Origin of the sequence: Nocardia sp. CDC159, assembly GCF_023740735.1 — a bacterium.
GTDB classification, from domain to species: Bacteria; Actinomycetota; Actinomycetes; order Mycobacteriales; family Mycobacteriaceae; genus Nocardia; species Nocardia pulmonis.
On the sequence record NZ_JAMRXH010000003.1, the window covers coordinates 335111 to 347631 of the forward strand.

Annotated in this window: 14 protein-coding genes and 1 tRNA gene; 9 read left to right on the forward strand and 6 right to left on the reverse strand. The window is 65.8% G+C overall.

Annotation, left to right across the window (positions count from 1 at the left end):
- Positions 1-124: 124 nt before the first annotated feature.
- Positions 125-499: a hypothetical protein gene (locus NDR87_RS08500; RefSeq protein ID WP_251910576.1), complete on the reverse strand. Its 375-nt coding sequence runs from the start codon at positions 497-499 to the stop codon at positions 125-127.
- Between NDR87_RS08500 and NDR87_RS37850 the strand changes: the two genes are divergently transcribed.
- Positions 486-785 carry a M1 family aminopeptidase gene (locus tag NDR87_RS37850; protein WP_372494114.1) on the forward strand — a complete coding sequence of 100 codons (300 nt, stop codon included), beginning with the start codon at positions 486-488 and terminating at the stop codon, positions 783-785. The two genes, NDR87_RS08500 and NDR87_RS37850, sit on opposite strands and share 14 nt — an antisense overlap.
- 264 nt (positions 786-1049) lie before the next feature.
- On the opposite strand, the gene NDR87_RS08505 is transcribed toward NDR87_RS37850, so the two are convergent.
- Positions 1050-1568 (reverse strand): AAA family ATPase, encoded by a 519-nt coding sequence (locus tag NDR87_RS08505; protein ID WP_251910577.1) that lies wholly within the window; start codon positions 1566-1568, stop codon positions 1050-1052.
- Positions 1569-1858: 290 nt separating this feature from the next.
- Here NDR87_RS08505 and NDR87_RS08510 point away from each other — a divergent pair, with 290 nt between their 5' ends.
- The 7 genes from NDR87_RS08510 to NDR87_RS08540 all read left to right on the forward strand — a co-directional run bounded on the left by NDR87_RS08510 (position 1859) and on the right by NDR87_RS08540 (position 7224).
- Positions 1859-2545, forward strand: a complete 687-nt coding sequence (locus NDR87_RS08510) for an HNH endonuclease family protein (protein ID WP_251910578.1) — start codon at positions 1859-1861, stop codon at positions 2543-2545.
- A 247-nt stretch (positions 2546-2792) separates the two neighbouring features.
- Entirely contained in the window at positions 2793-3185 is a 393-nt protein-coding gene (locus NDR87_RS08515) for a hypothetical protein (protein WP_251910579.1), read from the forward strand.
- Between the two features lie 214 nt (positions 3186-3399).
- Positions 3400-3711: an EthD family reductase gene (locus NDR87_RS08520; RefSeq protein ID WP_251910580.1), complete on the forward strand. Its 312-nt coding sequence runs from the start codon at positions 3400-3402 to the stop codon at positions 3709-3711.
- A gap of 51 nt (positions 3712-3762) precedes the next feature.
- Positions 3763-4575 carry an NRDE family protein gene (locus NDR87_RS08525; RefSeq protein WP_286013236.1) on the forward strand — a complete coding sequence of 271 codons (813 nt, stop codon included), beginning with the start codon at positions 3763-3765 and terminating at the stop codon, positions 4573-4575.
- A 325-nt stretch (positions 4576-4900) separates the two neighbouring features.
- Positions 4901-5134, forward strand: coding sequence for a hypothetical protein (locus tag NDR87_RS08530; protein WP_372494115.1), 234 nt, complete (start codon positions 4901-4903; stop codon positions 5132-5134).
- A 181-nt stretch (positions 5135-5315) separates the two neighbouring features.
- Positions 5316-6830: a SulP family inorganic anion transporter gene (locus NDR87_RS08535; RefSeq protein WP_251910582.1), complete on the forward strand. Its 1515-nt coding sequence runs from the start codon at positions 5316-5318 to the stop codon at positions 6828-6830.
- 1 nt (position 6831) lies between these two features.
- Positions 6832-7224, forward strand: coding sequence for a MerR family transcriptional regulator (locus NDR87_RS08540; protein ID WP_251910583.1), 393 nt, complete (start codon positions 6832-6834; stop codon positions 7222-7224).
- Between the two features lie 273 nt (positions 7225-7497).
- On the opposite strand, the gene NDR87_RS08545 is transcribed toward NDR87_RS08540, so the two are convergent.
- The 4 genes from NDR87_RS08545 to NDR87_RS08560 all read right to left on the reverse strand — a co-directional run bounded on the left by NDR87_RS08545 (position 7498) and on the right by NDR87_RS08560 (position 9280).
- Positions 7498-7572 (reverse strand) — tRNA-Val (locus NDR87_RS08545).
- 53 nt (positions 7573-7625) lie between these two features.
- A complete protein-coding gene (locus NDR87_RS08550; RefSeq protein ID WP_251910584.1) occupies positions 7626-8090 on the reverse strand; it encodes a peroxiredoxin in 465 nt (154 codons plus the stop codon).
- Between the two features lie 88 nt (positions 8091-8178).
- On the reverse strand, positions 8179-8601 hold the full coding sequence (locus NDR87_RS08555) for a DUF3052 domain-containing protein (protein WP_251910585.1): 423 nt from the start codon (positions 8599-8601) through the stop codon (positions 8179-8181).
- A gap of 118 nt (positions 8602-8719) precedes the next feature.
- Positions 8720-9280: a hypothetical protein gene (locus tag NDR87_RS08560; RefSeq protein WP_251910586.1), complete on the reverse strand. Its 561-nt coding sequence runs from the start codon at positions 9278-9280 to the stop codon at positions 8720-8722.
- Between the two features lie 290 nt (positions 9281-9570).
- Here NDR87_RS08560 and aceE point away from each other — a divergent pair, with 290 nt between their 5' ends.
- The gene (gene aceE / locus NDR87_RS08565) at positions 9571-12438 is read left to right on the forward strand and encodes a pyruvate dehydrogenase (acetyl-transferring), homodimeric type (RefSeq protein WP_372494124.1); all 2868 of its coding nucleotides are present in this window, start codon (positions 9571-9573) and stop codon (positions 12436-12438) included.
- The last annotated feature ends 83 nt before the right edge of the window (positions 12439-12521 follow it).

Sequence of the window (12521 nt, forward strand, 5' to 3'; positions counted from 1 at the left end):
ACTTGCCGGCCGAACCGCGCACGTTCGGAGCGCTGTGCGGGGCTGGTTTTCGGGGCCCGGTGGGCCGGTGGGGCGGCTGCGTGGGCGGCGACCCTCGGCAACCACCGGGCTGACGATCGCTTCCTCATCTGTTTAGGGAAGCATGCTGCAAGTCGAAAGAACCCACAGGTTGTGACACGCAGTCGGCGAGCTGTCGAATGCCCGGCCTGTCGATACGCGCTGTGACCGACTCTACGGCACCGGCGCGATCAGACCGTGCCATTCGACCGAGACAGCCGCCGATGATCGTCAGGAGAGGCTGGTCATGTGGGAACAGCGCCGGGATCGGCGAGCCCGCACGGAACGGCTGAATGTCGCGACCGTGCAGCAGCGAGCCCGGGAAGCGATCGAGCGGGCGCGAGAACTGCTGGTATTGAGCGCCACTCGCCTCGACCGCAACGAGGCCGCGCTGGCGCGGACCGAAGCACGTCGCCACCCGGGCGGCCGTGGGCCTGCTCACCAGGCGACTGGATGGCTTCGAGTATCCGAAGGTCGACCAGGTGGGCATCCCCGACTACAGCTCCGGGGGCAGGGAGAACTGGGGATTGACCACCTTCCGGGAGCACACTCTCGTCCGCGGGTCACGGGGTGATGATCCGATACGGGTTGCGCTCGAACTGCTTTGGAAGACCGTCACCGACGATTTGACCGAGTTACGCGGACCTGGTTCAACGCACCGAAGTGGAATCCTTGGAGAACTGGCCGCCAGCATCCATCACCGACGAGTAAGAACCGCGCGGCCATAGTAGGGACATGGAAAGCAAGGAAATCGAGTTCCAGTTCGCGGGCACGGTGTCAGCTCCGTCTACACCAAGACAGATCAAGGCAACCACGAGGGACGGCTGGTTTCTGCTGGGGACTGCCCACGGGCAACTCCTCCACGACGCTCAGTTACGGCTCCTGCGCTGCAGTCCAAGTCCGGGTGTGCGGATACCGCACATCCGTTTTCAGGGAGCCGTTTCGGTCCGACGACGAACGTTGTGAGGGTGTGCTACCGCGGCATGCGAGCTTCAGCTCGTGACGGCCTCAGCAATCCGAAGGGCGGCCTGACCGGGCGTGAGGTCCGTGGTGTCGACGACCTCAGCCTCCGCGTGTAACCACGACTGGGCTGCCTCGGCATAGGGCTCGAGGTATTTGAGGCGGAACCATGAAGGGACTGGGGTCGCACCCTCGATGCGCCTGCGCAAAGTCTCCTGGTCAGCGTGGAGGACGAAATGCCTTACCGGGATTGCATGGTGGGCAAGGCCCGTGCTGATTTCGCGCCAGTACTGCTCGACCAGGACGGTCATGGGCATAACCAAAGTACCTCCGGTGTAATCGAGCACGTGGTGAGCGGTCTCGACGACGAGATGCCGCCACGGCGGCCAATGTTGAAAGTTGTCCGTCCCCGGCAACCCCGGCGCGATGTCCATGAGCGTCTCGCCGACCTTCTCGGCATCGAAAACTCTCGAATCCGGAATAAGTTGCTGCACAAGCACGCTCGTCGTGGTCTTACCTACGCCGTGGGTGCCGTTCAGCCATATGATCACGGGATTCAACCCTAGCGATGTACGGGCCAGGGAACATCGCAGCGCCGGGCACGGCCCGGACGGAAGCCCGTCCGATTGCGCTGAAGTCGGCATTATGGTGCGCTGCTGAGGTCGAGTTGATCTCTGCGCGTTGACCTTCCGGCGTTCCGCACGGCTGCGCCGAGGTGCCCGAGAGCTGGCAGCTGGGCCCAGCGTCAACCAGTCGGATCACACAGAGCTGTAGGGGTTTACCTCCGAGCTGACGCGTCCTTACCGTGCGGGTATCTGATTTTTGCTGTCGCCGTTCAGCTTTGGCAGTCGAACCGATCGAGCTGATGGCCGGATTGAGCCGCTGGAGCGCGCCCATGCGAAGGTTTTCCACCGGTGTCTGCGCGGTGGCATTCGCCACCGTCGTCGCCGTCCTGATGACACCGGGCGTCGCCCCGGCCGAGCCACCCGGAATTCCGTCGGCCGCGGCGGCGCGTGCCCTGCTCGCCGCTCTCACGGTTGCCGACGAAACCACGATGAGCGGCTATTCGAGAAACAAATTCCCGCACTGGATCATCGTCTCCGGCGACTGCGACACCCGGGAAAGAGTGCTGCAACGCGACGGCACCGGCGTGCGAGTCGACGCGAAATGCCATCCCACCGCCGGAAGTTGGTACTCCCCCTACGACGGCAAGACGGTGCGCGATGTCTCCGGCGTCGACATCGATCACGTGGTGCCGCTCGCCGAGGCGTGGCGGTCGGGCGCCCGCGAATGGAGCACCGCTCAGCGCGAGAAGTTCGCCAACGACCTCGACAACCCTCAGCTGATCGCGGTCACCGCATCCTCCAATCGCTCGAAAGGCGACCAGGACCCCGCCTCCTGGCTTCCGCCGAACGCGTCCTACCGCTGCACCTATACGCGGATGTGGGTCGCGGTGAAGTCGACTTGGCGTCTGACCCTCCAGCACACCGAGAAGACCGCTCTCGGGAAGGCGCTCCAGAGCTGCTGACCCCAAGTGAGTTTATGCCGCAACACGATTCATTCGACAGTACGGCTCGACCTCCAGCGGTCCTTGGCGACCGTATGCATCCCGCCTTATCGGCCGCGCGGCGAGCGGCATCTCCGTGTGTCGAGCTTCGGTCAGCCCCCAGGAACAATTGGACCGCTGGATATGCGCATGAGCGGGCGTTGCCGGGTACAGCGCAACCATCGGACCAGTAGGCTCCTACCGAGAGCGCGGAGGGGTGAGATCGGTTGTGGCAGAAGGACGCAAGAATTCACAGATCAGGTGGGTTGCGACGCTGGTCGTCATCGGCCTGTACCTGGCGGCGTCTACTGAATTGGTTGTCAGCAGAGACCTGAACGACCAGTTGGCGACTCGCCTGTTCGCCCTCGCGATATTCGGCGCTACCCTGGTGATCCTCCTCTCGGCCCTCGGGCGGGAATCGGCTGCGGCACATGGCCTGCGGAAGCGTTGGACAAAGCGCCGCGTGGTTGTCCTCCTTGCCATAGGCTGCCCGCTCCTGACCGGCTCTATCTGGTCGATTATCAGTTCGGGCACGCTCATGGGTCAGCTGGCGGGACAAACGACCTTCATCGCCGCCTTGCTCATCGTCGGATGGAACCCGATCATCCTTCAGCGGCGATGACGCATCGCGCTTCGGCGTGGTCCGAGATGCCCTCGTGCCCTTGTTCTTCGAACTGACCATGTGGCAGCGTGGAACCACGGACGCCGACAACCGGCCAATCCAGCTGTCGGGTGACGTGGATATCGGCCTTTCCGTGCATCGCAGAGGCCGAGATGACCTCTGCGCGTTGATCTTCCGGGGTGTCGTGGTCGCTCGCCGCTGAACGGAGGTTGTCATGCACAAGCTGGTGGTCCTGTATCCCGAGCCCGCCGATCCCGACCACTTCCGCGACTACTACGTGAGCAACCACCTCCCGCTGGTCACGCGCATGCCCGGCCTGCTCGCGTGGCGCTACAGTTTCGATGTGGCAGCGACGCAGGGACAGACGCCGTACTTCGCGGTGTTCGAGGCCGAGTTCGCTGACGCTGCGGCAATGACCGCGGCGAGGGAGTCTCCGCAGGGCCAGCAGGTGGCTGCCGATGTCGCCAACTACGCCACCGGTGGTGCGGTCGTCATCCACTATCCGGTGCAGAACGGCACCTGCTGAGCATGCCTTTACGCTTGCTGTGTCTGCGAAGTACGGGGCAAGGGGGTTGCGATGTGTTTGGTCTTCGTGGGGTGGCAGACGCATCCGGTCTGTGCCGTGGTCATCGCGGCGAACCGGGACGAGTTATATGCCAGGCCCACGGAACCGCTGGCCTGGCGTGAGATCGCGGGGGTCCGAATGTTGTGCGGGCTCGACGTGAGCAGCGGCGGCACCTGGATGGGCGTCACCGGCACCGGCCGGCTCGGCGTGATCACCGACGTCGTCGCCACTCGCAAGGGGTGGCCCACGGCCCAGTCCGGCGCCCGTTCGCGCGGGCGGCTGATTCCCGATTTCCTCGCTTCGAGCGTCTCACCGGCGCAGTACGCACGACGACTGGCTGCGGACGGCGCCAGGTACGACGGGTTCAATCTACTGATCGGGGACCTGGGCACGGGCGAGCTGTGGTGGACATCCAACCGGTGCACTGGCCGTGCGGAAGCACTGACCGAAGGTGTGCACGGGCTCGGCATCCTTCCCGGAATCGATCCATCATGGCCGAAAGTGGTTGGCGGAGCAGCCGATTTCGAACGTGTCTTTCGCGCCGACGATGGGGCCGACCGCTGGATCGAGGACTATCTGGAGGTGATGTCTGGACGGGCCGCCCGACGCCTGGCTCCGTCGCCGCCCCTGCCCGACATCGACGTCGTGTTCCCGCTACGGAAGCTGTCCTCGCCACGCATGATCCGCGCGGGGTTCTACGGCACTCGAGCGAGCACCGTGCTCCGAATCCGCCACTCCGGGCAAACCGACATGACCGAACGCCGATTCGGCCGCCTCCGCGTGACGGGCGAAACTACCATCCGGACCCGTGTCGACGCCGGCTGATGCCGCAGCCCCACGTGCCGGCGCGGGCGTCCCGCCTCGTGACCCAGGTGACCCGCAGCGAGATCGGTGACTGCTCGGGAGGTCGTCTTCCCAGGGAATCTCGTGCTCGTCGACGGCGAGGCGCAGCGCGGGACGCGGCGCATTTCGAGGCGCGATGAATCGGCGGAGATCGTGGCGTCCGGGTGGGTGCGTTGATTTGTCGCGTGCCCGAGGTTCGGTACGCACTCGTTGGGCCGCTGTGAGTATCGATACCGCGAAAGCGAATCGGTCGCGCGGGATGACGGCGACGCATTCAAGATGATGTGAAATATGTTGGGCCGCCACAGTGCACAACGCGATCGAACCCAGCGAGTGGCCGTTCGAGAGCCGAAAGCAGGAGTGGGCGTTGTTCCTGGGGCGGTGGGCGGCCTGCAAGGGCGGGCACCGGGCGCTGGATGCCGCGCATGCCGCGGGTATCCGGCTGGTGTTGGCCGCCAAGGGGAACGAACCGGCCGAACGCCGGTACTTCGACACCGAGATACGGCCGCGGCTCACCCGAGCGCGGCAACCGGTTTCATAGCCATCCCCTGGTCGTAACGAATTGCGGCGGCGCGACGGCGCATTGAGATGTGGGCCACGTTCCGGCCGATTCGGCTTGCGACTCTTCCCCGACTGGAGAGTACGGTGATTTGCGCTGACCAATAGCTGCCCCAACCCCCGTCGATTCGGAATCGTCCGGGTTCGCCATCGTGGCACGATCCATGAACGGAGCCTCGCTCGTGACCCCCGAGCATCGATCTCACAGTGCCGACTGGTCTGTTTTATCCGCGCTGCGTAATCCGAAACGCCTGCGTATCGAGGTGTTGGCCGGGCTCGTGACCGCGCTGGCGCTGATCCCCGAGGCGCTGTCGTTCTCCATCCTCGCGGGCGTGGACCCGCAGGTGGGGTTGTTCGCGGCATTCACCATGGCGGTCACCATCGCGATCACCGGCGGGCGGCGGGCCATGATCTCCGGAGCGGCGGGCTCCACGGCGCTGGTCGTCGCGCCGGTGGTCCGCGACCACGGGATGAACTACCTGATCGCGACCGTGCTGCTGGCCGGGGTGTTCCAGATCGTATTGAGCGCGGCCGGGGTCACCAAGCTGATGCGCTTCATCCCGCGCAGTGTCATGGTCGGATTCGTCAACGCGCTGGCGATTCTCATCTTCAGCGCGCAGCTGCCGCATCTGATCGGGGTGCCGTGGCTGGTGTATCCGATGGTCGCGGTGGGACTGCTGATCATCGTATTCCTGCCGAAACTCACCACCGTGGTCCCGTCGCCACTGGTGGCCATCATCGTGCTCACCGCGGTCGCGGTGGGATTCGGGCTGCGCCTGCCCACGGTCGGCGACGAGGGCGCGCTGCCGGCGAGCCTGCCGTCGCTGTTCTTCCCGCACGTCCCGTTCACCCTCGACACCCTCGCGATCATCGCGCCCTACGCGCTGGCGATGGCCCTGGTGGGATTGCTGGAATCGCTGATGACCGCGAACCTGGTCGACGACATCACCGACACCCCCTCCAACAAGTCCCGCGAAGCGTGGGGCCAGGGCGTGGCCAATATCGTGACCGGCTTGTTCGGCGGGATCGGCGGCTGCGCCATGATCGGCCAGACCATGGTCAATGTGAAGATCGCCGGGGCGCGCACCCGCATCTCCACCTTCCTCACCGGTGTGTTCCTGCTCGTCCTCGTCGTCGCGCTCAGCGATCTCGTCGCGCGCATCCCGATGGCCGCCTTGGCCGCGGTCATGATCATGGTGTCGGTGACCACCTTCGACTGGCATTCGATCGCCCCGAAAACATTGCGGCGCATGCCGATCGCCGAAACCACCGTGATGGTCGTCACCGTCGTGGTCACCGTCGCGACCTCCGATCTCGCGATCGGCGTCATCGTCGGCGTCCTGACCGCCATGGTCGCCTTCGCCCACCGTGTCGCCCACTTCACCGAGGTCACCCCGATCGGTGACGAGCGCGGCACCCGGGTCTACAAGGTCCGCGGTGAACTGTTCTTCGCCTCCAGCAACGACCTGGTCACGCAATTCGACTACGCCGGAGATCCGGACCGTGTCGTCATCGATATGAGCGACACCCACATCTGGGACGCCTCCACCGTCGCCGCGCTCGACGCCATCACCCACAAGTACCGCACCAAGGGCAAACACGTCGAGATCGTCGGACTCGATCCTGCCTCCCAACAACGCCACGACCGCCTCTCCGGCCACCTCACCGGCGCCCCCTGACATGGGTACGACCGAGCAGCGGTACCTGCGGATCGGTGCGGTCGCCGAGCGAACCGAGCTGTCCATCAAGACCATTCGCCACTACGACGAGGTCGGCCTGGTCACCCCCTCCGCCCGCAGCAGCGGCGGATTCCGCCTCTACACCAGCGCCGACATCGACCGGCTACTGATCATCCGCAGCATGAAACCACTCGGATACAGCCTCGACCAGATGCGTCGGCTCCTCGAATCCCTCGACCTACTCGCCGACACCGCGACCACCCCCGGACAACGAGCACAGGCCGCGGCCTACGTCTCCGAATGCCGCACGCTCGCCGAGGACAGCTGCGCGAAGCTGCGCCGCCACCTCGCCCACGCCGAAGAGTTCACCGAACTGCTGGCCAGGCACGGCTGAGGCGCGCCGCGCGGGTAGTACCAGCGCGGTCACCGCGACCGCGATCATGAACACCGCACGCGAGGCTCCCGCGCCAGCCGAAGAAAACCGACAACAGAGGGGACCGACTGGTCGATTTGCTAGCGGATGGCTCGCCGCCGCAGGCGAAAGTCCGGATGAAGCTCATCGCGCCGAAGAACTGCCAATCGCGAATTGCGCAGGCACCGCACGAGCCGTTATATCCACGTTTCTATATGGACGATTTCCATCCGGAGCGATGGAAGTAGGAAATCCTGGTGGGCGCAGAGGGGTTCGAACCCCCGACCGCTGGTGTGTAAAACCAGTGCTCTACCACTGAGCTATACGCCCTGGAACCTCCCCGGGTGGGTGGAGGTTGGGCCGGTCCTGGTGGACGCGGCGGTTTACGAATCTAACGCAGTGAGCGCTTTCTCCCAAGCTGCCTGGTCACGGGGCTCGCCGGGGCCGTTCATTTCGGCGAAGCGGATGATGCCGTCCTTGTCGACTACGAAGGTGCCGCGGTTGGGGTAGCCGGACTGGTCGTTGAAGACGCCGTAGGCCTGGGCTACCGCGCCGTGCGGCCAGAAGTCGGAGAGCAGGGGGAAGGTGTAGCCCTGTTCGGCCGCCCAGATCTTGTGGGTGGGCGGGGGGCCGACGGAGATGGCGAGGATCTCGGCGTTGTCGTTCTGGAACTTGGGCAGCTCGTCACGTACTTTGCAGAGCTCGCCCTGGCAGATGCCGGTGAAGGCCAGGGGGTAGAACACGATCAGGACGTTCTTGTGCCCGCGGTAGTCCGACAGGGTCACGTCCTGGTTGTTCTGGTCCTTCAGCGTGAAATCCGGCGCGACCGAGCCCACTTCGAGCGGCATGCGCAGTCCTCCCTCGTGTTCGTCGTGGCGACGTCCGCCGGGCAGCATGGCACACTGCCGCCCCGCGAAACCTTAGCCAAGGCAGCGATCAGCGCTGCTTCGAGGGCGTCTTGGGCTGGGTGAGTTTGGTCCCGGTCCAGGTGCCGAGGCTGACCGGCGTGGTTGCCGTCAGGCCCGCGGGGGTCGCCGACTCGCCGATCTCGCTCGGATCGACGTGGCCGGGCTGCCCGGTCTTGGGAGTGAGCACCCACACCACGCCATCGTCGGCGAGCGGGGTGATGACATTCAGCAATTCGTCGACCAGATCACCGTCGCCATCGCGCCACCACAGCAGCACGACGTCGACAACCTCGTCGGTGTCCTCGTCGAGCAGCTCGGAGCCGATGGTCTCCTCGACCTCGGCCCGCAGGTCGTCGTCGGTGTCCTCGTCCCAGCCCAGTTCTTGGACCACCATGTCGTGCTTGATGCCAAGCTTCTGAGCGTAGTTCTGCGCGTCCGCCGCGGCGACCACGGTGGTGTCCTCCTCAACTCCCGACAGTCAGGTCATTGCAAGCGAACATGGTTATCCGCCGCAACGCAAGCCGATCCGGCCAATTATCCACGGAAATGTCGCGCGGACATGGTGAAAATCAACGCGCGGGACAGGCGTTGCGCACCTCGTTGAGCGCATCGTTGACCCGTTTGCTGGCATCGTTCAGCGGTCCGACCGGCGCGGTATAGGTCATCTTGCGCGCCTCGGCGGCCAGCGCGCGGGCGGCCACGACGTAATCGGTGAACTTCTGGGCCAGATCCGGCGGCAGCGCATCGCCGGCGGCGCTCACCCGCCCCTCGACGGTCTTGGCCGCGTTCTCCAGGGTCTCGGCGGAGGCGTCGCGCTTGGCGTCCTGATCAGGGGCGTTGTTGTCGTGGGCGTCGACGAACTCGTTGTACTTGGTGACCGCCACCCCGGTGGTGTCGCGGAACGGAGTGCAGTTGTCGCTCACCGCCTTCGCCTGGGCGGCCGCGCGGCGGGAGGAGGTGGCCGCCGCCGAGGACGACGCCATCTCGGTCCGATACGCCGCGGCATCCGCCTGGTCCACGGTGGCGGTACCGTGGACAGCGTTGGAACAACCCGCAACCACCAGTCCGGTGCCGACCGCGATGGTCGCGCACGCCAACCCGAACCCACGTGGGTTCAGCAGTTTCATCATCTCCCCGCTTCTCGATGCCTCGACGGTGTCCGATGGCGGCGCCCGCGGGATCGGACGTTGGTTGACCGGGCTGCGCCTCCGGGCCCGTCGCGACCGACCGCGCCGCCTAGCGAACGGTACTGGATTTCCGACTGACATGATGACCGGGGACGCATCATCGACAAGGATGTGAGATGCGCCCCAACCGCAATCGACGGATAGCCGCTGCCTACCGGAGCGGCTACCCGGGGTCAGAGCCATCGTCCACCCCTGTACGAGGAGCATTGATTTTGACCGACCTGATGCACCCGATGTCGTCGAGTTCCGCCCCCAATGGTGCTGCCGCCGAACCGGGATCGGTCCGCAAGCCGAGCGGCGCCCGTGTGCGGGTGATCCGTGAGGGTGTGGCGTCGTACCTACCGGACATCGATCCGGAGGAGACCGGCGAGTGGCTGGAATCGTTCGACGAGATGCTCGACCGCGAGGGCCCCGGCCGGGCGCGCTATCTGATGCTGCGCCTGCTGGAGCGCGCCGGTGAGCGCCACGTCGCCATCCCCGCGCTGACCTCGACCGACTACGTCAACACCATCCCCACCGAGAACGAGCCCTGGTTTCCGGGCGACGAGGAGGTCGAGCGCCGCTACCGGGCCTGGATCCGCTGGAACGCCGCGGTCATGGTGCATCGCGCGCAGCGCCCGGGAATCGCTGTGGGCGGTCACATCTCGACCTACGCCTCCTCGGCGGCGCTCTACGAGGTCGGCTTCAACCACTTCTTCCGCGGTAAGGACCACTCCGGCGGCGGCGACCAGATCTTCATTCAGGGCCACGCCTCCCCCGGCGTCTATGCCCGTGCGTTCCTGGAGGGCCGCCTGAGCGAAAGTCAGCTCGACGGCTTCCGCCAGGAGTACAGCCACGGCGGCCCTGGCCACGGCCTGTCGTCGTATCCGCATCCGCGGCTGATGCCCGACTTCTGGGAATTCCCCACGGTCTCCATGGGTTTGGGCCCGATGAACGCGATCTACCAGGCCCGGTTCAACCACTACCTGCACGACCGCGGCATCACCGACACCTCCGATCAGCACGTGTGGGCCTTCCTCGGCGACGGTGAGATGGACGAGCCGGAATCACGCGGCCTGGCGCATGTGGCCGCGCTCGAGGGCCTGGACAATCTGACCTTCGTCATCAACTGCAACCTGCAGCGCCTCGACGGCCCGGTGCGCGGTAACGGCAAGATCATTCAGGAGCTGGAGTCGTTCTTCCGCGGCGCGGGCTGGAACGTGATCAAGGTCATCTGGGGCCGCGAGTGGGACGCGCTGCTGTCCGCCGACCGCGACGGCGCGCTGGTGAACCTGATGAACTCCACCCCCGACGGCGACTACCAGACCTACAAGGCCAACGACGGCGCCTACGTGCGCGAGCACTTCTTCGGCCGCGATCCGCGCACCAAGGAACTGGTGAAAGGCCTGTCGGATCAACAGATCTGGAACCTCAAGCGCGGCGGCCACGACTACCGCAAGATCTACGCGGCCTACGCGGCGGCGCTGGCGCACAAGGGCCAGCCGACGGTCATCCTGGCCAAGACCATCAAGGGTTACGGTCTGGGCAAGCACTTCGAGGCCCGCAACGCCACGCATCAGATGAAGAAGATGACGCTGGACGACCTCAAGGCCTTCCGCGATGTGCAGCGCATTCCGATCACGGATGCGCAATTGGAGGCGGATCCGAAGCTGCCGCCGTACTATCACCCCGGCAAGGACGATCCGGCGATCCAGTACATGCTGGACCGTCGCCGCACGCTCGGCGGGTTCCTGCCCGAACGGCGTTCTGCGGCAAAGCCTCTGCAACTGCCCGGCGACGAGCCCTACCGCTCGGTCCGCAAGGGCTCGGGCAAGCAGAACGTGGCCACCACGATGGCCTTCGTGCGGTTGATGAAGGAGCTGTTGCGCGACAAGGAGATCGGCAAGCGGATCGTCCCGATCATCCCGGACGAGGCCCGCACCTTCGGCATGGACTCGTGGTTCCCTTCGTTGAAGATCTACAACCGCAACGGCCAGTTGTACACATCGGTCGACGCGGAATTGATGCTCGCCTACAAAGAGAGTCAAGCGGGGCAGATTCTGCACGAGGGCATCAACGAGGCCGGTTCGACCGCGTCGTTCACCGCGGCCGGCACCTCGTACGCCACCCACGGCGAGCCGATGATCCCGCTCTACATCTTCTATTCGATGTTCGGCTTCCAGCGCACCGGCGATGGGCTGTGGGCCGCGGCGGATCAGCTCGCGCGCGGCTTCGTGCTCGGAGCAACCGCCGGGCGAACCACGCTGACCGGTGAGGGTCTGCAGCACAACGACGGCCACTCGCTGCTGCTGGCCTCCACCAATCCCGCTGTGGTGGCCTACGATCCGGCCTTCGCCTTCGAGATCGCCCACATCGTGCGCGATGGCCTGCGCCGGATGTACGGCGGGGGCAAGCCCGCGCCCGAGTCGACGGCACTGCCGGGCACCAACCCGCACATGCCGAACGACAGCTTCGGCGGCGAGAACATCTTCTACTACATCACCCTCTACAACGAGCCCTACGCCCAACCCGCCGAGCCCGACGACCTCGATGTCGAGGGTCTGCTCAAGGGCATCTATCTCTACCGGCGCGGCGGCGAGGGCGAGGTGCGCGCGCAGATCCTGGTGGCCGGGGTGACCGTGCCCGACGGGCTGCGGGCGCAGGAGCTGCTGGCCTCGGAGTGGGGTGTGCAGGCCGATGTGTGGTCGGTGACCTCGTGGAGCGAGTTGCGCAAGGAGGCGCTGGCCAAGGAGATCACCACCCTGCGCAACCCGGCCGCCGACGCGGGCACCCCCTATGTCACGCAGGTGCTTTCGCGGGCACAGGGGCCGTTCGTCGCGGCGTCGGACTGGATGCGCTCGGTGCCGGATCAGATCCGCAAGTGGGTGCCCGGCGACTACACCACCCTCGGCACCGACGGTTTCGGCTTCTCCGACACCCGTCCGGCCGCTCGCCGCGTCTTCAACGTCGACGCCCAGTCGATCGTGGTCGCCGCGCTCGAGGCCCTGGCCCGCGCCGGAAAGTTCGACCAGGCCAAGGTCGCCGAGGCCGCGGCCCGCTACCGCATCGACGATGTCGACGCGGCGCCGAAGTCGGAGAGCACCGAGGAACAGCTGGCGTGAGAGATGTGGGCTCAGCCCTCGATTGCCCCGGCGCGCTCTTGGCCGGGGCGGCACGCCCACATATAGGGGGCCTGTGGCGGCGT

Excerpts from the sequence above, each read along its gene's own strand:
- NDR87_RS08550 (WP_251910584.1), bottom strand. The coding sequence starts at position 8,090 with ATGCCGCTCGAAGTGGGCTCGGTCGCGCCGGATTTCACGCTGAAGGAC.
- NDR87_RS08535 (WP_251910582.1), top strand. The coding sequence starts at position 5,316 with ATGAACGGAGCCTCGCTCGTGACCCCCGAGCATCGATCTCACAGTGCC.
- NDR87_RS08560 (WP_251910586.1), bottom strand. The coding sequence starts at position 9,280 with ATGATGAAACTGCTGAACCCACGTGGGTTCGGGTTGGCGTGCGCGACC.
- aceE (WP_372494124.1), top strand. The coding sequence starts at position 9,571 with ATGTCGTCGAGTTCCGCCCCCAATGGTGCTGCCGCCGAACCGGGATCG.
- NDR87_RS08540 (WP_251910583.1), top strand. The coding sequence starts at position 6,832 with ATGGGTACGACCGAGCAGCGGTACCTGCGGATCGGTGCGGTCGCCGAG.
- NDR87_RS08525 (WP_286013236.1), top strand. The coding sequence starts at position 3,763 with ATGTGTTTGGTCTTCGTGGGGTGGCAGACGCATCCGGTCTGTGCCGTG.
- NDR87_RS08520 (WP_251910580.1), top strand. The coding sequence starts at position 3,400 with ATGCACAAGCTGGTGGTCCTGTATCCCGAGCCCGCCGATCCCGACCAC.